Here is a 22,026-nt window from a genome sequence, read left to right as displayed (position 1 = left end):
CTATAATCAGAAAAAGTTTAAAACCGTTTTTTCAGACGGCCTATATCAAGGATAAGCTATGCTGCTGGCGCTCTCCCTACGCGATTTTGTCATTGTCGAAAATTTAAACCTCGATTTCCAAAGCGGTTTTACCGTCCTCACCGGCGAAACCGGCGCGGGCAAATCCATCACGCTCGACGCCATCGGGCTTTTGCTGGGAGACAAAGCCGATTATAGTCAGGTGCGCAACGGCGCGAAAGAAGCGCAGTTGTCTGCCCTGTTTGACATTTCCGCGCTGCCCGCGCTGCAAAGCCAGTTACGCGAACAAGGACTGCTCGAAGACGGCAGCGAAGAATTGAGCATCCGCCGCATCATCGATGCCAAAGGCAAAAGCCGCAGCTACCTTAACAACCAAGCCGCCACACTCGCGCAACTTAAAGCCGTGGGCGAGCAGCTGATCGATATTCACGGCCAAAACGCCCACCACTCGCTCAACCAGGAATCCGCCCAGCGCAGCCTGCTCGACGCATTTGCCGGCGCAAGCGCGCAGGCCGAAACGGTCAAGCAGCATTACCAAAACTGGGTCAATGCCAAAAAAGCGCTCCAAGAAGCACAGGCGCAGTCGGAAACCGCCGCCATCGAGCGCGAGAGGCTGGAATGGCAGTTCAACGAATTAAGCCGGCTCGACCTGCAACAAGGCGAGTGGGAAAACCTCAATCAAAGCCACGACACGCTGGCGCACGCCGCCGAGCTGCTGCAAGCCGCCGAACAGGTCGGCAGCACCATAGACGGCGACAGCGGCCTGCAACGCCAAATCTACCAATGCCAAAAGCTCTTGGGCAATCTGCAATCCATCGAGCCGCGTTTTGCCGAAAGCCTGAATATGCTCGCCAGCATCGAAGCCGAACTGGGCGAAATCAGCGCCAATATGCGCGACGTTGCCGCCCGTTCCGACCTCAACCCCGCCGAATTGGCCGCACAGGAACAGCGCATGGGCGAATTGATGGGCATGGCGCGCAAATACCGCGTCGAACCTGAAGAGCTGCCGCAAAAACTCGCCGAAATCGACGCCAAACTGCAAAACCTCCAAGCCGCCACCGACTTGGCTGCGCTCGAACAAAACGTCGCCCAAAGCCATGCCGACTACCAAGAAGCCGCGCAAGTCCTGTCCGCATTACGCCACCGGGCCGCCGGCCGGCTCGGCGCAGAAACCACCGAACATATGCAGCATCTGGCCATGAAAGGCGCCAGTTTCACCATCGCGCTGCTGCCCTCATCACCGACTGCGCACGGCTTGGAACAAGTACAGTTCCAAGTCGCCGCCAACAAAGGCAGCCCCGAGCGCCCGCTCAACAAAGTCGCATCCGGCGGCGAACTCGCCCGCATCAGCCTGTCGCTGCAAGTCGTCGCCAGCCAGTACACCAACGTCCCCACGCTGATTTTCGACGAAGTCGATACCGGCATCGGCGGCGGCGTCGCCGAAACCGTCGGCAAAGCCCTGCGCAAACTCGGCAAAGCCCACCAAGTGCTCGCCGTCACCCACCTCCCCCAAGTCGCCGCCTGCGGCGAAAACCACTGGCAGGTCAGCAAACACAGCGAAGGCGAACAAACCGTCAGCGAAATCAAAGTATTGGACAACAACGGCCGCACCGAAGAAATCGCCCGGATGCTCGGCGGCGAAACCATTACCGACACTACCCGCAGCCACGCCGCCGAAATGCTCTCGCTGGCAGCGGAATAAGCCGAGGCCGTCTGAAACCCGTCCGCCACTTTTCAGACAGCCTTTATCAAGGGTATGATGGCAGGCGTTTACCATAAGGAAATCCGATGAAAATCCTGTTTATCGCCGACCCGCCGGCAAGTTTCAAAACCTATAAAGACACCACCTACGCCATGATGCACGAAGCGGCCAAACGCGGCTGGCAGCTTTTCCACACCTTAAGCAGCGAATTGTCCGTTCGCAACGGCTTGGTCGGCGCAAACGCCGCGCCGTTTGAATTTCTCGGTGCCAAAGACGACCACGATCACGACTGGTTTCGCGTGCAGGAAAAAATTCAGACGGCCTTAAAAGATTTCGATGCCGTAATTATGCGCACCGACCCGCCCTTCGATATGCAGTACCTCTACGCCACCCAACTTTTGACGCTGGCCGAAACGCAGGGCGCGAAAGTGTTCAACAGCGGGCAGTCCATGCGCGATTTCAACGAAAAGCTCGCCATCTTGAATTTCAGCGGATTTACCGCGCCGACTTTAGTAACCACCCGCGCCGCCAACGTACGCGCCTTTTTGCAGGAACACGGCGACATCATCGTCAAGCCGCTCGACGGCATGGGCGGCATGGGTATTTTCCGTCTGACCGAAACCGACCCCAATATCGGCAGCATTCTGGAAACCCTGATGCGGCTCGATACCCGCACCATCATGGCGCAACGCTACATTCCCGAAATCATTGACGGAGACAAACGCATCCTCGTCATCGGCGGCAAAGTCGTGCCGTTTGCGCTGGCGCGGATTCCGCAAAAAGGCGAAACCCGCGGCAACCTCGCCGCCGGCGGACGCGGTGTAGCGCAGGAGTTAAGCGAAACCGACCGCGAAATCGCCGAAACCCTCTCCCCCGAACTCAAACGCCGCGGCATCCTGCTGGCGGGTTTGGACGTCATCGGCCGCAACCTGACCGAAGTCAACGTCACCAGCCCGACCGGTTTCCAAGAAATCATGAAACAGAAAAACTTCGACGTCGCCGCCATGTTTGCCGACGCCGTAGCGGAATGGTCGGGAAATTGAGCGTTCGGACGGCAAGCCGGCTTACGGCGCCGAAGGCCGTCTGAAATTCCCGAAATATCCGCACAAACACGACGTTAGTAGGCCTCGGACTTTTCAGACGGCCGGAGACCTTTGCAACAATAAGAAACGCCAGCTTGTAGGGGTGGGTTTTACACCCGCCTGAAAATCTTTAATTTACTGAAAAGATTTAATATTTCAGAATTCTTAGCGTTCGGGCGGGTGTAAAACCCGCCCCTGCAAGCATTTCTCAATATTTTCAGCTTTTTTGCAAAGGTCTCAGCCTGAGACCTTTGCAAAAATCAAGATGGCCGTCTGAAACTTTTGCAGACGGCCTTTAGACGACCGTTTCTGATTATTACAAAAGCCCCAGGCCGTCTGAAAACCCGTTGCATCTTCAGACGGCCTGAACGATGATGCCGATACTTTCCCCACCCCAAATCCCATCATGAACCAAGATCAAAATTCCTACGCCGCCGAGAAAAAAGGCAAAACCGGCCTGACCCGCATTACCAACGCCTTCGGCTATTCCCAAGACGGCCTCAAAGCCGCCTACCGCTACGAAAGCGCGTTCCGTCAGTTGGTCTGGCTGCATGCCGTGTTGATTCCGCTGGCGCTGATTCTGGATTTCAGCACCACCACCGCCATGCTGCTCATTGCCGTATCGTTTGTTTCGCTGATTACCGAATTGTTCAACACCGCCATCGAAGCGGCGGTCGATCACACTTCCACCGAAAAACACGAGCTGGCCAAACGCGCCAAAGACGCAGGCTCGGCCGCACAGCTTTTGGCTTTGACCCTGCTGGGCATTTTGTGGCTGATGGCGCTTTTCGGCGATGCGGTTTGAACTTGTTCCACCCGCCTCAAACTGATTACTTATAATTAGATACTAATATCTAAAGTATTTAGCCTAAATCAAGTTTTCAGACGGTCTGCTCCTGTATAGTGACTTAAAATAAGAAGGATACAAGGCGGCAAGGCGCAGACAGTACGGGTAGTACGGCACAGATGAACTTGGCGCTTCGGCGCCATAGTGAATCGTCCTCTTTGAGCCCATCCGCAGCCAACGAAGTAGATTTCTTATTTTAATTCACTATAATAAGATAGTTGCCGTAGTTTTCCCCCACCCCTTGATAGAAAAGGAAACCACGATGAAAAAAATGATTACTGTGTTAGCTTTAGCAGGATTGTGCCAAGCCGCCGCGGCGGCTGGCGTTCAGGTTGAAAATCCGTGGGCACGCTCGACCGTTCAAGGCATGAACATGAGTGGTGCGTTTATGACCATTAAAAACGACGAAGCCCAAAAAGACTTCCTCATCGGCGGCAGTACGCCCGTTGCCGAACGTATTGAGGTTCACACCCACGTCAACGACAACGGCGTGATGCGGATGCGCCAAGCCAAAGACGGTGCGCCGCTGGAAGCCAAAGGCGTTACCGAGCTGAAACCGGGCAGCTATCATGTGATGTTTATGGGCTTGAAAAAACAGCTTAAGCCTGGTGATAAATTTCCTTTGACACTAAAATTCAAAAACGCCAAACCGCAGACTGTAGAAGTAGTCGTGAAAAATGCACCAAAATCTGATTCGCAACATCACGGAGCAGCTTCCGGCGTCCATCAACATTAATATATTCAGACGGCCTGATATTTCATAAATATCAGGCCGTCTGAAGTAGTTTTTTGCCATTACCTGTTTCACCTGCCCTCCTCGTATCAGTAGAAGCAGCAGGAAATGTTTTTAATTTTCTTTGGCCGGCCCTTACCGCTCTGTAGTCCGGAATGCCGTCTGAAAAATTCTATCCCCAAAATCCGACAGAATTTTTCAGTCGGCATTCCCTTTAGAGCAAAACTTTCCATAAATGCAGCTTTGCCCACCGTTCGGCTTAACTTTGCCAAAACAGCAAAATGCAGCAATATAGCCAGCTACTTTCTTTCCTTATTCCGTCATCAAAGAAACACGCACCCTACTCCTCCGGCAGCCTGCTGATTTTTACCCGCTCGATCCGCTGGCCTTCTTTTTCCATTACTTCAAAACGCCAGCCGTGGAAATTGACGGAATCGCCCACATCGGGCAGGCTTTGCAGTTCTTCCATAATCAAGCCGGCGACGGTGTGGAAGTCGGCGTCTTCGCTTTGCGTCGGTAGGCCGAGTTGGGGGGCGAGTTCGACGTATTCGAGCGCGCCGTCCACAGTCAGGCTTTCGTCGGCGTTTTCCTGAACGGCGGGTTCTTCCTCACGCTCAAATTCTTCGGGGAACTCACCGGCAATGGCTTCGAGCAGGTCTTTGACGGTCAGCATCCCCAAAACCGCGCCGAATTCGTCCACCACCAGCGCGTAGTCGGCGCTGTTTTTACGGAACAGCTCGAGCGCGTTGAGGGCGGTGGTGGAGTCGGGTAAAACCAGCGGCTGACGTAGGGTCGTCTGAATATTGGTTTCGCCGTTTTCCAAAAGCTGCGCGAGCAGATCTTTTTTGTTGATGTAGCCCAAAGGCTCGTCCACGCCGGCTTTTCCGACGACCAGCAGGCGGCTGTACGGCGTGTTTTTCAGTTGCGCAGTTTGCTCTTCTTTGCTTTGCGAAATGTCCAGCCGCTCGATGTCGCGGCGCGGAATCATGATGCCCGGAATCGGGCGTTCGGCCAGCGTCAAAACACTACGGATCATGGATTTTTCGTTTTCTTCAAAATGTGCATCGTCATCAGCCTCGCCGCCTGCTTTTTCCAACACGCTTTCGCGGATGCCCATCATACCGAGCACATTTTCCGCCGTGCGTTTGCGCCACGAGCTGCTGATGTAGTCGTTTTTGCGGCTGTTTTTCTGCGAAATCTGGTTGAACACCTCAATCAGAATCGAGAAACCGATAGCGGCGTAGAGATAGCCTTTCGGAATGTGGAAATGGAAGGCTTCGGCAATCAGGCTGAACCCGATCATCAGCAGGAAGCCCAAGCAGAGCATAACGACGGTCGGGTGTTTGTCGACAAACGCGGTCAGCGGTTTGCTGGCGGTAATCATCACGCTCATTGCCACGGCCACCGCCGCCATCGCAATCACGATGTGATCGACCATCGCCACCGCCGTAATCACGGAATCAATCGAAAACACCGCGTCCAAAATCAGAATCTGCACCACCACACCCCAAAACGGCGCGTGTTTTTTATGATTGTCAGTGACGGCGAAATGATTGTTGCCTTCCAAACGCTCGTGCAGCTCGGTGGTCGCTTTGTAGAGCAGGAAAATGCCGCCGGCGAACATAATCAAATCTTTGCCCGAAACGTCCAAACTGCCCCAGACAAACAACGGGCGGGTCAACGTCATAATGTGCGCCATAAAGCCGAGCATGACGATGCGGATCAATACCGCCAGCCCCAAACCGGTAATCCGCGCGCGGTCGCGCTGGGCAGGTTTGACTTTGTTTGCCAAAATGGCGACGAAAACGAGGTTGTCGATGCCCAAAACCACTTCGAGCACCAAAAGCGTTGCAAAGCCTATCCATGTATGCGGTTCGGCCAACCAACTGAAATCCATGATTTTTTATTCCTAAAAACGTGAAAAAGCAGCCTGACGGCAAGGGGCGGTCAGACTGCCTGATTCTCGGGCGCAAAAACTTAGATGCGGTATGTCGCTGCTCTGATCTGAGTCTTTCATAAAACGGGTTTGCGCTTCTGAAAAATAGTATGGTAAGTTTAACAGCTTGATCTGTTGATGGCAAAGTTTGGCCGTTCAGGTAGCCGGGAGTGTTGTCATGCCGTCTGAAATTTCAGCAACCACCCCACTCATACAGACTAAAGTTTGCGATCAACTTCTTAAACCTTTAATTACTTATTCAAATCATGGCTTTCTTAGCTTCACGGAAATAACGAAAGTGCTGAATTAGATTAGCTTCCCTACCAATCTAATTCAGTCCATAAAAAGCCCCGCATATCGCGGGGCTTGTTTCAAGCCGACAATCAGCCGATGGTTTCAACGTGGTTTTGCAATACACTGTCTAACGTTTCACCGACCGACAAGCCGTTGAAGGCAATGCTGTTTTGGTAAGTCTGACCGTCTTCGCCTTTGCCGGTAAAGCTCAGGGTATGGGTCTCGTCATTCCAAACCGCATTTTCCAACTGCTGCGGGCTGACCAAATCGGCAAAGACGACCTTATCGACACCTGCTTGGAAGTCAGTAATGACATCATTGCCGTTGTTGCTATTGGCAAGGAATACAAACTGATCCACACCTTCGCCGCCAGTCAGACTGTCATTACCTGCGCCGCCGAACATGATATCGTCGCCGTTACCGCCGGAGAGTGTATCAGCACCACCGTCGTTGCGGTTATCCAGCAGCTCCTGCCAGTTTTCACGCACGTAATCGACAACCTGCTGGTCACTGGCATCGGTACCGGCGTTGTCCGTCCACTTGATGTATTCGGTCAATGCTTTCGCGCCCATACCGTCATGCGTACCTTCTGTGTGTTGGATGCCGGTCAGGCCGTCTGTCCAAGACAAATGGTCGGTATTGATGCTGTCGCCGAAGATGATGTCGTTGCCGTTGCCGCCTTCGAGTGTATCGGAAGACACACTGTTAATAACACGTTCGGTCGTACCACTTTCCAGTGCAGCGCCCAGCTCTTGAGGATTAGACACCACTTGCGAATCTCCTGACTCACCGTGATAAACCACAGTAGCCGGATAGGTTTTTACCGACAAAGATTGATCAGTAATCGTCTGGCCGTCTGAAACCGTATTATCGAAGAAATTCAGCATATTTTTCTGAATGCCTTCGGAGAAGCCGATAGCATGAACAGCCGACAAATCAGACAGTTTGGCAAAGCTGGACAACGATTTGTTAACCGCACTTTGGTTCACATAACCCTGCCATTCCGAGCGGCCGCTGTCGCCGTAAGTGGTCGGCTGACCGTCTGTCAGGAAGTAGGTTACGTTGTGGTAACCGTTGCTGGATACGTCTTCAAACCAATCAACTGCATCGCGGAACACGTCGTCGTAGTTGGTCAAACCGGAAGCACGCAGGCCTAAAATCTTCGTAACAAGCTGATCGACATTGGATTCATTCAGGTCTTGAATATTCAATACTAATTTGGAAGTTGTATTGAATGTAAACAACGTGACATTCACTTCACCGTCGTGTCCGGCAAAGTCATGAACCAGTTTCAACAGTGATTTGCGCGCCATCTCGATATAGGCTTCGCCGCCTTTGGTACGGTACTGATTCATACTGTTGGAGGTATCCAACATCACGGCGATGTTGTAATTCTCGCCCGGTTTGATAATCAGCTCGTAACCGCTGGTATCGCCAATCAGTACATCATTGCCCGAACCACCTTTAATCACATCGGTATCGTTGCCGCCGATGGTCGATTTGTCTGCATCTTCGCCATTGATGGTAATGGTCAGGGTTGCGGAAGACTTATCACCGTCTGCATCGGTTACCGTGTAACTGAAGGTTTCTTTCAGCGATTCGCCGCTGTTCAAGGCTTTAACTGCTGCATTGTTTTGGTTGACGGTGTAAACGTACTGACCATTTGCATCCAAAGACAATGAACCGTATTGGCCTGTGGTGCTGCCGGCGGTAACTGTTACTAGTGTATCTGCATTCACATTGTCGTTTGCCAACACATTGCCGCTGACAGAAGCTGCGGATTCAGACAGGCTGTTTGTATCGTTAACGGCAACAGGTGCGGTATCGGTAATGGTGATATCCAAGCTGCCCATCACGGTATTGCCGGCTGCATCGCGTACCACAACCAAGAAGCTGTCTTTGACTGAATTATCGCCGGCACTGTGGTTTTCCGCTTTGCCGTTTTCAGTATAGCGGTAAGACACTTCGCCTTTGGCCGCATCGTAACCGGTAATCAGCAGAACACCTTTTGCCGTATTGATGCTGATCGGGTTGGAAGCGGTTACTGCAGTCACGTCTTTACCGGCCACTGTAATAGAAGCTACAGCGGTATCGGTTACACGGATCACGCCGTTTACCGTTGCTGACGATGCTTCTTCAACCGACTGGTCTTCGGCGCAAACTTCAGGAGCCGTGGTGTCCACAGAGCCGTCGTCTTTCGCTTCGGCCGCATTGCCGGCGGTGTCTTTTACCTGTGCCCGGACGCTGTAGCCGCCGTCGGCCAACGGGGTGGCCGGTTCGGCGCTGTAGGTGCCGTCACTTTCAACAGTCGCGGTCAGGGTTTGTACTTTGCCTGCGCTGTCGGTCACGGTCAGGGTGACGGCGGAACCGGCGGGCGCGTCGGTTTTGCCGCTGATCACCGGAGTATTGTCGGCGGTGTTGTCGGGTGCATCAACACTGATCACCGGGGCGTTGGTGTCGACGATGCCTTTGTCTTCGGCCTTGCCGGTGTTGCCGGCGGGGTCTTTGACTTCGGCTTCGACTTTCACTTCGCCTTCGGCCAGCGGGGCGGGTACGTCGACGCTGTAGCCTCCGTTGTCCCGAACGGTCGTCGTGACGGTCTGTACTTTGCCTTCACCATCGGTGACGGTCACGGTCACGATGCTGCCGGCCGGTGCGTCGGTTTTGCCGGTTACGGTCGGGGTGCTGTCGTTGCCGTTGTCCGGTACGTCAACGGTGATGGTCGGTGCGGTGGTGTCGATGATGTTGCCTTGGCCGTTGTTGTCGTCGCCTGCTTCGGCTTTGTTGCCGGCCCGGTCGGCGACGACGGCGGTGACGCTGTATCTGCCTTCGGGCAGTGCGGCGGGCACTTCGGCGCTGTAGGTGCCGTCTGAAAGGACGGCGGCGGTCACGCTTTGGGTCGCGCCGGTGCTGTCGGTCACGGTCAGGGTGACGATTTGGCCGGCTTCGACGTCTTGGACGGTTCCGGTAATCAGCGGGGTGCTGTCGTTGGTCAGGTCGGGGGCGTCGACGGTGATGGCGGCCGTGGTGTCCACAGAGCCGTCGTCTTTCGCTTCGGCCGCATTGCCGGCGGTGTCTTTTACCTGTGCCCGGACGCTGTAGCCGCCGTCGGCCAACGGGGTGGCCGGTTCGGCGCTGTAGGTGCCGTCACTTTCAACAGTCGCGGTCAGGGTTTGTACTTTGCCTGCGCTGTCGGTCACGGTCAGGGTGACGGCGGAACCGGCGGGCGCGTCGGTTTTGCCGCTGATCACCGGAGTATTGTCGGCGGTGTTGTCGGGTGCATCAACACTGATCACCGGGGCGTTGGTGTCGACGATGCCTTTGTCTTCGGCCTTGCCGGTGTTGCCGGCGGGGTCTTTGACTTCGGCTTCGACTTTCACTTCGCCTTCGGCCAGCGGGGCGGGTACGTCGACGCTGTAGCCTCCGTTGTCCCGAACGGTCGTCGTGACGGTCTGTACTTTGCCTTCACCATCGGTGACGGTCACGGTCACGATGCTGCCGGCCGGTGCGTCGGTTTTGCCGGTTACGGTCGGGGTGCTGTCGTTGCCGTTGTCCGGTACGTCAACGGTGATGGTCGGTGCGGTGGTGTCGATGATGTTGCCTTGGCCGTTGTTGTCGTCGCCTGCTTCGGCTTTGTTGCCGGCCCGGTCGGCGACGACGGCGGTGACGCTGTATCTGCCTTCGGGCAGTGCGGCGGGCACTTCGGCGCTGTAGGTGCCGTCTGAAAGGACGGCGGCGGTCACGCTTTGGGTCGCGCCGGTGCTGTCGGTCACGGTCAGGGTGACGATTTGGCCGGCTTCGACGTCTTGGACGGTTCCGGTAATCAGCGGGGTGCTGTCGTTGGTCAGGTCGGGGGCGTCGACGGTGATGGCGGCCGTGGTGTCCACAGAGCCGTCGTCTTTCGCTTCGGCCGCATTGCCGGCGGTGTCTTTTACCTGTGCCCGGACGCTGTAGCCGCCGTCGGCCAACGGGGTGGCCGGTTCGGCGCTGTAGGTGCCGTCACTTTCAACAGTCGCGGTCAGGGTTTGTACTTTGCCTGCGCTGTCGGTCACGGTCAGGGTGACGATTTGACCTTCTTCTGCGTCAGTCGTGCCTTTGATCGCAGGCGTGTTGTCGCGTGAAACAGCGTCCGGCGCATCAACCGTAATTACAGGCGCCTGCGCATCAACGACACCGTTGGCATCTTGTGCTTTAGCCGTATTGCCCGCTTTGTCTTGAACGCTTGCATCCACAGTATATTGGCCGTCTGAAAGCGTATTCGGCACATCAACGGAATATGAACCGTCAGCCCGAACGGCTGCGGTAACGGTTTGAACAACGCCTGCAGCATCAGTAACGGTCAAAGTAACAACCTGACCCACTTCGACATCTTGAACGGTGCCGGTAATGGTCGGGGTGTTGTCGTTGGTCAGATCGGGCGCATCAACAGTGATGGCCGCGATAATATCGATTTCGCCGGCATCGCTTGCAGTAGCTGTTTTGCCGTCTGAATCGGTCACTTTGGCTTCTACGGTATATTTGCCGTCAGCCAACGCATCAGGCACTTCAATTGCATAGATGCCGTCTTCGGTTACAGGAACGGTCACGGTATGAACCGCGCCTTGTGCATCGGTAATGACCAATGTAACAATGCTGCCGAGAGCATCGGAAGTGCCGGTAATCATCGGGGTTGCATCATTGCTCACCTCGTCCGGCGCATCTACGGTCAATGTGATAACGGCATCAATAACGCCGGAATCGTTGGCTTTAGCCGTATTGCCTGCCTTATCGGCAACATTTGCATCAACACGGTAAGGACCTTCGGGCAGATCATTGGGAACTTCTGCGCTGTAAGTGCCGTTTTCCTGAACGGTAGCAGTTAAGGTTTGAACGCTGCCCCCGCTGTCGGTCACGGTCAGTGTAACCACTTGGCCGGCTTCGACATCGCTTACCGTACCGGTAATGGACGGAGTCGCATCGGAAGAATCGTTCGGCGCATCAACCGTAATACCGGCTTTATCGTCTTTATCATCTTTATTGCCCAATGCGGCAGCTGCAGCGCCCAAAGGTAACGCACCCAGCAGCCATAAAGGATTAAACGCCCATGAGCTGGCAATGACTTCGCCACCCAGCGCCTGGCCAGCCATCACTTCTTCGGCAAGCATGGTCACTGCATCGGATGCCTCTGCACTTTCGGGAATATACGGATACAAACCGCCGTTTTCATGCTGACCGACCAGCAGACTACCTTTGGAAGCGCCCGTTTCATTGGAATAATAGCCTTCGATAATTAAATCCGGATGAGCGATATCCGAGCCTTCAAACGCCACTTCCAAGTTATCGCCGACGCGTTTGGTCATGATGTTTTCCGGACCAAACTGTGTCGCCTCATCAATAAACTGATAATTCACTTTAGACTGCGCGGGAATACGCAATGCTTCGCCCGAGGCCGTCTGAAATTTGACGGTCTCCAAAACTTTTTCTTTTCCATTAATGGTTAACGTAATGTTTTTAGACATTTTCAATACCTTTTTATCGTTCGTTATTTTTCACCGTGCAGAATGATTTCCACACGACGGTTGGGTTGGTCGCACTCTTGGCGTGCTTGGGCATTTTTCGGGAAGCGTTTACGGCAATTGGCTACCAGCAGTTGCTGCTCGCCGCGTCCTTGCGCAGAAATGACTTTCGGGTTCAAGCCGCTTTCAGACAGCGCCTGTTTGACCGTTGCCGCGCGCTCGCTTGACAAGCGGCTGTTGTAAGCCGGCGTACCCTCGGGGTCGGTATGGCCGATGACTTCGATGCCGGTAACGTGATCCGGATTTTGTTTGATGTCGGCAGAGATGGCGGCCACTTCCTGCTTGCCTTTTTCCAGCATATCGTTGTAGCCGGAGCGGTCGAATTTAAACAACGCAGAGGATTGAAGGCTGTATTTCTTCAGGATTTGCGCACATTTTTCCGGGCTGGTAACACGCGAAAGCGTATGATTTTGGCGCTTGATGCCTTTCATTTCCTCTTCAGCCTGCTCGGGCGAAACGTTTTGCAATGCCGGCCGACCGCGGCCGTTATCAACGATTTTGAAGAACGAAACGGCAGATTCAGGCAGGTCGTAGTAGTCGCCGGCGTGTTCTTTGTTGTAGTAAGCAGCGTCTTGGCGGGTAAAATCGGCATGGATTTTCTGGTTTTGCGCGCACACCAGCTCCTGACGGTAGGCATTCGGCTGCAGCGAACCGGAATATTGGCCGTTAACATAAATATTCACAGTCGGCCCTTGCACCGCATCGGCCTGACGGTAGAACACAATGGACGAGCGCCCTTCCGGCACGCCGGTGGTGTAACCCGATTCCGTCGTATTGACCCATGTTTCTTTTTTCTGTTGCGCGCAACCGACCAGCGCCACCAGCGGCAACAAACCCCATAACAAACTGCTTCGCTTCAGCATTTCATCGCTCCTGATAATCGTGATGCTTGATGTTTAAATAAAATATTTTTTCGGCTTGAGTAACCTGTTTTCCGATATTTCAAAGCCGCATTTCCAGCCGGTGCAAATGCGGCAGACTGCGTATGCGTTAATAATATATCCATTTGTACTTTTATATTCATAAATCATACCAGCGGTAATTAAATCAGATAATAGGTATATTTCATACTGTCAGATTCATGCAAAATACCCTGTATTTACACTAAAAAATTCATATAAGTATTTATTAAATAGCATATTTATTTTAAACAACACCCCTTCTAAAACCATTACAAGAGCATTTACCCTTATATCATTTATACAACAAAGATAATAATCAGATACGGAACAATGCAACGCTCAAACAAAAAAGCAGGCCGTTTTCAGACAAATCCTGAAACCCCTGCCCGCTTTCCGTTAAAATACGCATCTTTCGTTGAACAACCTGCTGTTTTATCCCCAATGCGCCTGACCCACATCAAACTTTCCGGTTTCAAATCCTTTACCGACCCGACCACCATTCATGTGCCCGGCCAGCTTGTGGCCGTTATCGGGCCGAACGGCTGCGGCAAATCCAACGTGATTGACGCCGTGCGCTGGGTCTTGGGCGAAGCCTCGGCCAAACAGCTTCGCGGCGAAAGTATGCAGGACGTGATTTTCAACGGCGCCGCGACCCGCCGCCCCGCCCCGCGCGCGACGGTTGAGCTGGTTTTCGACAACGCCGACCACAGCCTTCAAGGCGCATGGAGGCAGTATGCCGAAGTGAGCATCAAGCGCCAGCTTACCCGTCAGGGCGAATCCACTTATTTCATCAACAACCAAGTCGTCCGCCGCCGCGACATTACCGATTTGTTTTTGGGAACAGGCGTGGGCGCACGCGGTTATGCCGTGATCGAACAGGGCATGATTTCGCGGATTATTGAAGCGCGTCCCGAAGAGTTGCGCGCCTATATAGAAGAGGCGGCAGGCGTTTCCAAATATAAAGAACGCCGCAAAGAGACAGAAGGCCGTCTGAAAGATACACGCGAACATCTGCAACGGCTGGCCGATTTGCAGAGCGAGCTGGCGCGCCAGGTCGAAAAACTGGAAAAACAGGCCGAAACCGCCGAACGCTACCAAGCGCTGACCGCACAGCTTTCCCAGCAGCAGGATCTGCTCGATTTCGTGCAATGGCAGCAGGCTTTGCAGCAGGCCGACAAAGCCACCGCGCAACACCAAACCTTCCGGCGGCAGCAGGACGAAACCGCCGCGCAGATTCAAACGCTGGCCGACGAAGTTCACGCCCTTCAGACGGCCGAACAGGCGCAGCAGCAAGATGTGCACGAAATGAACAACCGGCGCGGCGTTTTGCGCGAACAGATTGCCCGTTTGGAAGAGCAGATGCGGCATATGCGCAACCTCAGCCAGCGTATCGAACGCGACCGCCAAGCCGCGCAGATTCAGCTTCAGCGCATCCATCAGGAACAGCAGCAGATTCGCGCACAGATGGAAGAAACCGACATTCAGATTGAGGAAAAACAGGTCGAGCTCGCCGATTTCGCCATGCAGGTTGCCGAACACGAAGAAACCCTGCCCGAACTAGAAGAAGCTCAGGCCGTGCTGAACGCCGCGTTCCAAACCCAGCAGGACGAAGCCGCCCGCATCAAACGCGAGCTGGCCTTAAAGCAGCAGCAGCTTGCGCATGCCAAACAAAGTCTCCGGCAGCACCAAGCCCGACAAGGCCGTCTGAAACAGGAAAACCAAGCCCTCAACCTGCCCGACGAACACGAAGCCGACGCCGCGCAAGAGCAGACCGCGCTGCTGCACACCCAACAGGAACACTACGAAGAACAAATCCTCGCCGCCGAAGCGCAGTGCGACAAACTGCGCCAAGATTTTCAGACGGCCTCAAACACATTCCAAAACCTCCAGCAGCAGCACATCACATTGGAAGCGCAACAGCAGGCGCTCGCACAGATTCTGGCGCAAAACCGCGAATCCTCCGATTTCTGGCAGGCCGCCGGCAGCGAAAACGCCCCGCAGCTCTGGCAGCACATCAGCGCGCCCGACGAATGGCGGCACGCGCTCGGCATCATTCTGGCCGAACGCCTGCACGCCCGTGCCGTTGACGACGGTTTCGCCCCGCCCTCCCCGCTGCCGCAAGGCCGCGCCGCGTGGCTGTCGCGAAACCTCAGCGGCGGCATTAAAAAATCCCTGCCCGTGCAGGCGCTGCTCAACCAAATCCAAGCCAAGCCGCCTTTTCAGACGGCCTTACACCATTGGCTCGACGGCGTGTTGTGCGCCCCCGATCTGGATTACGCCCTCGCCCGCCAAGCCGAATTAAGCGGCAGCCAAATCTGGCTCACGCCCGAAGGCCACCAAATCGATAAAGTCAGCGTCTTGCTCTACGCCCAACCCGTAGGCGAAAACCTGATGGCGCAAAAAGCCCGTTTGGACGAATTAAGCACCGAAACCGCCGCCGTTGCGCCCAAACTCGCCGCCGCCGCCCAAGCCCGCAGCCAAGCCCAAGCCGCGCTCGAAGCGGCCGAAGGCCATCTGCGCAACCTGACCCAGCAGCAGAAACAGCACGCACAGCAATACAACCAAGCCCAGCAACGCGCCGCCGAAATGCTGGCGCGCATCAACCAGGGCCAGCTCCGCCGCGAACACATCGCCCAAGAGCTGCTTCAGCTCGAAGAAGAACAAACCGTTTTAGAACAATCTTCAGACGGCCTCGAAGACGACATCGCTGCATTAAACGAAGCCGCCGCCGAACTCGAACACCAGCAGCAAAACACCGGCGGCAGCCGCCAAGCCCAGCAAGGCCGCCTGAAACAGGCGCAGCTCGCCCTCTTGGAAGCCAACCGCCAATACGGACTGGCCGAAGTCGCCGTTCACAAACTCCAGCAGCAAAAAGAAAACCAGCGCCTGCAACTCGAACGCCTCGAGCAGCAAACGCTGGAATGGCAGGAACGCCAGCAAGAGCTCGCCCTCTCCTACGAAACCGAAATGCAGGACGACGAACACCAAATCAAACTCGAAGCCCTGACCGAATCCGTCATGCAGCTCGACGAAAAGTCCGCCGGACTGCAAAGCGAACTTTCCGCCACCCAAACGCGCGGGCGAGAACAATACGCCGCCTGGCAGGCGCTGCAAACCAAGCTCCCCCAGCTTCAGGCCGCCACCCAAACCGCCCTGCTCCAGCAGCAGGAAGCCCTGATCAACGCCAAACGCTTCCACCAAAACCTCGCCGAACGCGAAGCCGACTTGGAAGCACTGGAAACCCTCGCCAAAGAAGCAGGCCGTCTGAACGTGTTGAACAACCAAATCGGCAGCCTCACCCAACAAATCGAAGCCTTAGGCCCCGTCAACCTCGCCGCACTGCAAGAGCTCGACGAAGCCCGCGAGCGCGACGGCTACTACCGCAGCCAGAGCGGCGACGTGCAGGCCGCCATTGACCTTTTGGAAGAAGCCATCGCCCAAATCGACGACAAAACCAAAGCCCGTTTCAAAGAAACCTTCGACGCCGTCAACGAAAAAGTACAAACCTTCTTCCCTACCCTGTTCGGCGGCGGCGAAGCCACTCTCAAAATGATCGGCGACGACCTGCTCACCGCCGGCGTTGCCATCATGGCGCGCCCGCCCGGCAAGAAAAACTCCACCATCCACCTGCTCTCCGGCGGCGAAAAAGCCCTCACCGCCATGAGCCTCGTATTTGCCCTGTTCAGCCTCAACCCCGCCCCGTTCTGCCTTTTAGACGAAGTGGATGCCCCGCTCGACGACGCCAACACCTCGCGTTTCTGCAACCTCGTCAAAGAAATGAGCGCTCAAACCCAGTTCCTCTACATTTCCCACAACCGCCTCACCATGGAAATGGCCGAACAGCTCGTCGGCGTGACCATGCAGGAAAAAGGCGTTTCCCGCATCGTTTCCGTAGATATCCAACAAGCCCTGCAAATGGCCGAACCGGCTTGAACGGCGTTGGGATAAGCGGGATAAAAAACAGGCCGTCTGAAATTTCAGACGGCCTGTTTTTTAAAAACCGGTTAAGCGTTCCAATTCACCCAACCCATTACCCAAGTCAACAGGATAAAACCGCCGAACACGATGCGGTAATAGGCAAACGGCACATAGTTTTTGCAGGCAACGAATTTCAGCAGCGCTTTGACCGCAAGCAGACCGGCGGCGAATGCGGCAACGAAGCCGACGGCAATCAGGCCGATGTCTTGGGCGGTGAAGAGTTTGTAGTGTTTCAAAACATCATAACCCGTTGCCGCAATCATCATCGGCACGGCGAGGAAGAAGGAAAATTCGGTGGCGACTTTACGCTCCAAACCCCAAATCATGCCGCCCATGATGGTGCTGCCCGAGCGCGAAGTGCCCGGCACCAGCGCGCAGATTTGGGCGCAGCCGACCACCAACGCATCAATCGGGCGCATATCGTCAACTTTGAGCACTTCCGGCGTTTTCGCGTCTTGGCGTTTTTCCACCCACAAAATAATCAGTCCACCCACTATCAGCATGGTGGCGACGGAAATCGGGTTGAACAGATAGTGTTTGATTTGTTTGCTGAACAGCAAACCGACCACGGCGGCGGGGACGAACGCGACGGCGAGGTTCAACACGAAGCGGTTGACCGTTTTATCGCGCCCGAGATTGGTGATGACATGGGTAAAACGCTGGCGGTATTCAAATATCACCGCCAACACGGCGCCGAGTTGGATGGCGATTTCAAATACTTTGCCGTTGCTGTGGAAATTCAAGAGATCGCCGAACACAATCAGATGGCCGGTACTGGAAATCGGCAGAAACTCGGTCAAACCTTCGATGATGCCCAAAATCAGGGCTTTAAACAAAATCAGGATGTCCATTTTTTCTTTCAGGATTTTTCGGAAAATTTTTCAGACAGCCTCTTCAGCCGTCGGGTTTTCTGGTTGAGACTTATGCAAAAATAAGAAACGCCCGCCTGAATGCCGTCTGAAACAGTTAATCATTCAACCGGCGTCATTCCCGCGCAGGCAGGAATCTACGGTTAAAAACAGGCAATATTTTGTTTCAACACAGTTGCAGAAAATCAAACGTGGATTCCCGCCTGCGCGGGAATGACGTCCGTGAAAATTCTAGTGCTGAGCGTAGTCGAAGCGTCAAACGGCTTTTTTGATTTTCGCAAAGGTCTCATGCCGTCTGAAAACGGCGTTGCCCACGTTTGAAAAAATACCGGCAGCCGCGACGGGCTGCCGTGTACCGGTTTGGTTTGTCAGCGTTTTTTCAAACCGCGCTCGCTGCGTACTTTTATGATTAATTCGTCCACAGTTTTCATGCCTTGCGCGTAGCCGTTGGGAAACTCAAGCTTATACTTCCCGCCGACGATTACCGTCGGTGTACTGCTGATACGGTAAGTCTCGGTCAGCGCCTGCATTTTTTTGGCTTCGGCCAGGCTGGCGGGATTGTCGTAGGCCGCCGTCAGCTTTTTGCCGTCGAAACCGCGTTGCGCAGCCGCCCATTGTTTGAACGTTGCACTGTCGGCAAGATTGATTTTCTGGCCGTACACCGCATTAAACAGCGCGCCGTTGGCCTGATGCACCATACCCGCGCTGTTTACCGCAGCAGCCACGCGCGCCAGACCCAGCATTTCAGGCTGCCACACCACATGCACGGGGCGCAGGTAGGTATCGGCGGCAAAAGTTTTGCTGTGCTTCAGCAAAACAGGATCGAGGTTGTTGCAATGGACGCAGAAATAGCCGAAAAACGACAACACTTCCACTTTACCCGCCTGCAACTGCGGAATCGGCTTGGAAAGAACGGTGTAATCCGTTCCTTCCGTCGCGGCCTGCGCGAAACCTGCAAATGTCAAAGCGAATGCAGCAACTGCGGTTTTCAGTTTCATTGTGCGTCTCCGTTATTGTGCCGAACGGGCAAAGCTGTTGACGCCGTTGTCTTTGAGCGTCTGCTGCGCGCGCTTGGCAGCATCCTGGCTCAGGCTGCCGCTTTGGACGCGGTAAACGCTCTTGCCGTTGACGCTGCCTTCGACCACGCGGGAAGCGACGCCCATCATGGCGAGCTTGGCGCGTTGCGCATCGGCGCTCTTGCGGTCGGCATAAGAACCCATCTGCAACACGACTTTTTTGCCCGAACCTTTGCCGTCTGAATCATCGCCGTAGGCGGTTTTTTCAGATTTTTTGGCATCGGCATTTTTGGCGGTTTCGGCTTTGGCGGCTTTTTTTGCTTCTTCGTCAGCCGCTTTGCGGGCGTTTTCGATGCTGCCGCTGTTCAGAATCTGCTCGGGCGTCGGTTTGGCGGACTTTTTCGCTTCTTCCGCTTTTTGCTTGGCGGCTTTTTTCTCAGCCAGCTTGCGCTCGGCGCGGGTTTTCTGTTTGTCGGTCAGCTCGGTTTTTTTGTCGCTGCCGGCTTTGGCGGACTGCTCGCGCCCGGCGCGTTTTTTCTGCAACTCGGCTTTTTTCTCGGCCAGTTTGCGGGCAGCTTCGGCTTTGGCCGCTTCCGCATCCACACCGGAAGCAGGCTCGGTGACAGTAGTCGTTGTCTCAACTTTGGGTTGGGACTGCTGATGTTGGTGCGGCTGGGCTTGCGGCTTCGGCGGGGTAACCACGATGCGCGGGGTTTCTTCCTGCGGTTTGGTTTCCGCTTTCGGCTGCTCTACAGGTTCGGTTTGGGCAGGTTTTTCTTCTACCGTTTTGGTTTCGGTTTGCGCCGGTTTTTCAGACGGCGTTACCGTGGTTTCAGCGGGAGCTGTTTCTGCTTTTTTCGGTTTTTCCTGCGGCTTCAACACTTCCGGCTCGCTCTGCTCTGCCGGCCGGTCTTTCACAATTTCTTCTTTAAATGCGCTTTGGTTGCCTTTGTTTAAGAAAAACAAAATACCGGCAATCGCCGCCGTTGCCAGCAGTAAGCCGGAAAGAAAGCCTGAAAGGCCTTTGCCATGTTGTGTCTGTTTATTCATATCGTACCTTTGTTTTTTCAGACGGCCTTCAAAATAAAAACCGCCAGCAATCGGGACGGCTATTTTATCAACATCTCTCGGACTTCGGCAAAAGCGCGCCCTCTTGTTTACATTCTTTTTACGCAAACTGAGGGAAGCGCAAAGGCCGTCTGAAACTGCCGAACACCGCGTCTGCCGCGCTATAAAGCCCTGCGGAAACCGACCGCACGCAAAACGTGCTGCCGCCCGACTTCCTCGTCGCCCGCCAAATCCGCCAGCGTGCGCGCCACGCGCATGATGCGGTGGAAACTGCGGGCGGAAAGGGACAGTTTTTCCAGCATTGCGCCGAGCGCTTCCTGCGCGTCTTTGCGGATGTTTGCCGCGTTGTCCAGCTCGGTCACGCTCAAAGCCGCATTCACTTTACCCTGCCGCGCGTATTGTTTCGCCCGCGCCGCCGTTACCCGTTTCAACACTTCCGCGCTGCTTTCGCCCGCTTCCTGCTGCATGAGTTCGGCGGCGGAAAGCGCGGGGACTTCAATCGTCAAATCAATACGGTCGAGCAGCGGGCCGGAAATTTTGCTGCGGTATCTGGCGATGCTTTCCTGCGTACAGCGGCAGGGCTTGCTCGGATGGCCGAGATAGCCGCACGGACAGGGATTCATCGCCGCCACCAGTTGGAACTTCGCCGGATAAACCGCCTGCCGCGCGGCGCGGGAAATGTGGATTTCGCCGTTTTCCAGCGGTTCGCGCAAAACTTCCAAAACTTTACGGTCAAACTCAGGCAGTTCGTCTAAAAACAAAACGCCGTGGTGCGCCAGCGAAATTTCGCCCGGACGCGGATCCGGGCCGCCGCCGACCATCGCCGCCGAGCTGGCGCCGTGGTGCGGGCTGCGGAACGGCCGCTGTCCGCTCAAATCCTGACTGTGGTTGGGCAGAAGCGAGCGCAGCGCCCAAACTTCGACCAATTCGTCTTCGGTCAGCGGCGGCAGAATGCCGGGCAGGCGCTGCGAAAGCATGGATTTGCCCGTACCCGGCGGACCCATCATCAAAAGGCTGTGTCCGCCCGCCGCCGCGATTTCCAGCGCCAAACGCGCGGTATGCTGGCCTTTGACGTCGCTCAAATCGGGCAGTCTGCCGTTTTCAGACGGCCTTGAAGCGATGTCGCACTCGGCCTGCGCCAGCGGCTCGACGGCGTTTAAATGCGCCGCCACTTCGCCCAAAGAATTTGCGCCGTAAACCGTGATGCCTTTCATCACCGCCGCCTGTTTGGCATTTTCAGACGGCAGGATAAACGCGTGCCCCGCCTGCATTCCCTGCCAGGCCATCGCCAACGCACCGCGCACGGGACGCAGCAGCCCCGACAGCGCCAGCTCGCCCGCAAATTCATACTGCGCAAGCTTTTCCGCCGAAACCTGCCCCGAAGCCGCCAAAATACCGACGGCAATCGGCAGGTCAAACCGTCCCGATTCTTTGGGCAGATCCGCCGGCGCGAGGTTGACGGTGATTTTCTTGGCCGGAAAATCAAAGCCGCTCTGAATAATCGCCGCGCGCACACGGTCGCGGCTTTCCTTCACTTCCGTATCCGGCAGGCCGACGATGTTAAAAGCAGGCAGGCCGTTGGCAAGATGGGCTTCCACCTCGACCAACGGCGCATTCATACCGCTCAAAGCGCGGCTGTAAACCAAAGCCAGCGACATTTTTCAGACGGCCTCAACTCAAATATTGTCGTCTTCAACCGCTTCAGCCGCTTTTTCGGCAGCCTCCTGCGTTTCGGCGGAAACTTCCTCTGCCGCCGCAGCCGTGTTCTGACCGGCTTCCAAACGCGCCAGACGCGATTCGAGTTCGATTAATTTGGTGCGGGTTTTCACCAAAACCTGCTGTTGGATGTCGAATTCCTCGCGCGTGACCAAATCCATTTTGTTAAACGCGCTGCCCAGCATGGCTTTGACGTTTTTTTCCACGTCTTTGGCAGGGCTGTTGGCGATGGTTTCGCTGATTTTCGCGCTGACTTCTTCAAAAAGCTGTTTACCGAACATTTTGCTGCTCCTTATGTATGTGAACGGGC

General features: G+C 55.1%; 13 protein-coding genes. 5 read left to right on the top strand and 8 right to left on the bottom strand.

The window, feature by feature from the left end; genetic code table 11:
• Positions 1-58 precede the first annotated feature (58 nt).
• The 4 genes from recN (at position 59) to BG910_RS09850 (ending at position 4,385) form a co-directional block, all read left to right on the top strand.
• Positions 59-1,720: a DNA repair protein RecN gene (recN, locus tag BG910_RS09865; RefSeq protein WP_089036682.1), complete on the top strand. Its 1,662-nt coding sequence runs from the start codon at positions 59-61 to the stop codon at positions 1,718-1,720.
• 86 nt (positions 1,721-1,806) lie between these two features.
• Positions 1,807-2,763, top strand: coding sequence for a glutathione synthase (gene gshB, locus BG910_RS09860; protein ID WP_089036681.1), 957 nt, complete (start codon positions 1,807-1,809; stop codon positions 2,761-2,763).
• A gap of 445 nt (positions 2,764-3,208) precedes the next feature.
• Positions 3,209-3,607, top strand: coding sequence for a diacylglycerol kinase (locus BG910_RS09855; protein ID WP_089036680.1), 399 nt, complete (start codon positions 3,209-3,211; stop codon positions 3,605-3,607).
• Between the two features lie 304 nt (positions 3,608-3,911).
• Complete coding sequence (locus tag BG910_RS09850) at positions 3,912-4,385, top strand: copper chaperone PCu(A)C (RefSeq protein ID WP_089036679.1); 474 nt, start codon at positions 3,912-3,914, stop codon at positions 4,383-4,385.
• Between the two features lie 337 nt (positions 4,386-4,722).
• Here the strand turns inward: BG910_RS09850 and BG910_RS09845 are convergent, their stop codons facing one another.
• From BG910_RS09845 to BG910_RS09835, 3 genes are all read right to left on the bottom strand, one after another.
• Positions 4,723-6,279, bottom strand: a complete 1,557-nt coding sequence (locus BG910_RS09845; RefSeq protein WP_089036678.1) for a TerC family protein — start codon at positions 6,277-6,279, stop codon at positions 4,723-4,725.
• 422 nt (positions 6,280-6,701) lie between these two features.
• Complete coding sequence (locus BG910_RS12405; protein ID WP_157694070.1) at positions 6,702-12,110, bottom strand: Ig-like domain-containing protein; 5,409 nt, start codon at positions 12,108-12,110, stop codon at positions 6,702-6,704.
• Positions 12,111-12,133: 23 nt separating this feature from the next.
• Complete coding sequence (locus tag BG910_RS09835) at positions 12,134-13,030, bottom strand: OmpA family protein (RefSeq protein ID WP_089036677.1); 897 nt, start codon at positions 13,028-13,030, stop codon at positions 12,134-12,136.
• A gap of 480 nt (positions 13,031-13,510) precedes the next feature.
• Between BG910_RS09835 and smc the strand changes: the two genes are divergently transcribed.
• Positions 13,511-17,002 carry a chromosome segregation protein SMC gene (gene smc, locus BG910_RS09830; protein WP_089036676.1) on the top strand — a complete coding sequence of 1,164 codons (3,492 nt, stop codon included), beginning with the start codon at positions 13,511-13,513 and terminating at the stop codon, positions 17,000-17,002.
• A 71-nt stretch (positions 17,003-17,073) separates the two neighbouring features.
• Here the strand turns inward: smc and BG910_RS09825 are convergent, their stop codons facing one another.
• The 5 genes from BG910_RS09825 to BG910_RS09805 all read right to left on the bottom strand — a co-directional run bounded on the left by BG910_RS09825 (position 17,074) and on the right by BG910_RS09805 (position 21,997).
• Positions 17,074-17,898, bottom strand: coding sequence for an undecaprenyl-diphosphate phosphatase (locus BG910_RS09825; RefSeq protein ID WP_089036675.1), 825 nt, complete (start codon positions 17,896-17,898; stop codon positions 17,074-17,076).
• Positions 17,899-18,284: 386 nt separating this feature from the next.
• Complete coding sequence (locus BG910_RS09820; protein ID WP_089036674.1) at positions 18,285-18,914, bottom strand: thiol:disulfide interchange protein DsbA/DsbL; 630 nt, start codon at positions 18,912-18,914, stop codon at positions 18,285-18,287.
• 12 nt (positions 18,915-18,926) lie between these two features.
• Positions 18,927-19,982, bottom strand: a complete 1,056-nt coding sequence (locus tag BG910_RS09815) for an SPOR domain-containing protein (protein ID WP_089036673.1) — start codon at positions 19,980-19,982, stop codon at positions 18,927-18,929.
• Between the two features lie 179 nt (positions 19,983-20,161).
• A complete protein-coding gene (locus BG910_RS09810; RefSeq protein ID WP_089036672.1) occupies positions 20,162-21,658 on the bottom strand; it encodes a YifB family Mg chelatase-like AAA ATPase in 1,497 nt (498 codons plus the stop codon).
• An 18-nt stretch (positions 21,659-21,676) separates the two neighbouring features.
• Positions 21,677-21,997 carry an accessory factor UbiK family protein gene (locus BG910_RS09805; RefSeq protein ID WP_089036671.1) on the bottom strand — a complete coding sequence of 107 codons (321 nt, stop codon included), beginning with the start codon at positions 21,995-21,997 and terminating at the stop codon, positions 21,677-21,679.
• Between the last annotated feature and the right edge of the window lie 29 nt (positions 21,998-22,026).

Origin of the sequence: Neisseria chenwenguii (assembly GCF_002216145.1) — a bacterium.
GTDB lineage: Bacteria > Pseudomonadota > Gammaproteobacteria > Burkholderiales > Neisseriaceae > Neisseria > Neisseria chenwenguii.
The sequence above is the reverse complement of the archived record's forward strand: the minus strand, read 5'-3'. Positions and strand labels throughout refer to the sequence as shown.